Annotated in this window: 1 pseudogene; it reads left to right on the forward strand. The window is 52.5% G+C overall.

The features are described 5' to 3' along the window. Positions 1–522 (forward strand): annotated as a pseudogene (locus XH80_RS02850) (hypothetical protein); the annotation flags it as partial.

Here is a 522-nt window from a genome sequence, read left to right on the forward strand (position 1 = left end):
AAGGTCGCTCGCCGGCTGCGCGGATTCAACATCGCAGTGTGGCTTGCGTCGTTAATTCCAGCGAGCATGGCATTCGTCCGCTTCCTCGATGGGAAGTGGAAGGTCGGTGTCGCGGATATTCTCGTGGCAACAACGTACGCTTCAATGCCCCAACTTCATCGATATGGACCGATTACAGCACCGCTCGCGTTTGTGGCCGTCTCATATGCGGTTATTCTCTGGGTCACTTCACTGGTTGGCACGAGCGGAGCAACGCAAATTGGCTATTTCACTGCAACCGCGCTGAGTATCTTAATCATCGGGACCGAGCGTTATTTTATTAGCATCATACTCGGGATCGTCTCAGTCTCTTTGATCTTGCTTGTAGAAATAAGCTTGCCGCGCGATACCGGCTTCGTTTCGCCTTCGATGCTCTTTCTCACAAATTTCAGCGCGAGCATCGTTCTCAATTCAGCCCTCCTCTACGGCATTATCTTTTATGCCGTGTGGCAAATGGAACGAGCCGAAGAGGCTGCGGAACGG

This window comes from Bradyrhizobium sp. CCBAU 45384 (assembly GCF_028128665.1).
Lineage (GTDB): Bacteria > Pseudomonadota > Alphaproteobacteria > Rhizobiales > Xanthobacteraceae > Bradyrhizobium > Bradyrhizobium manausense.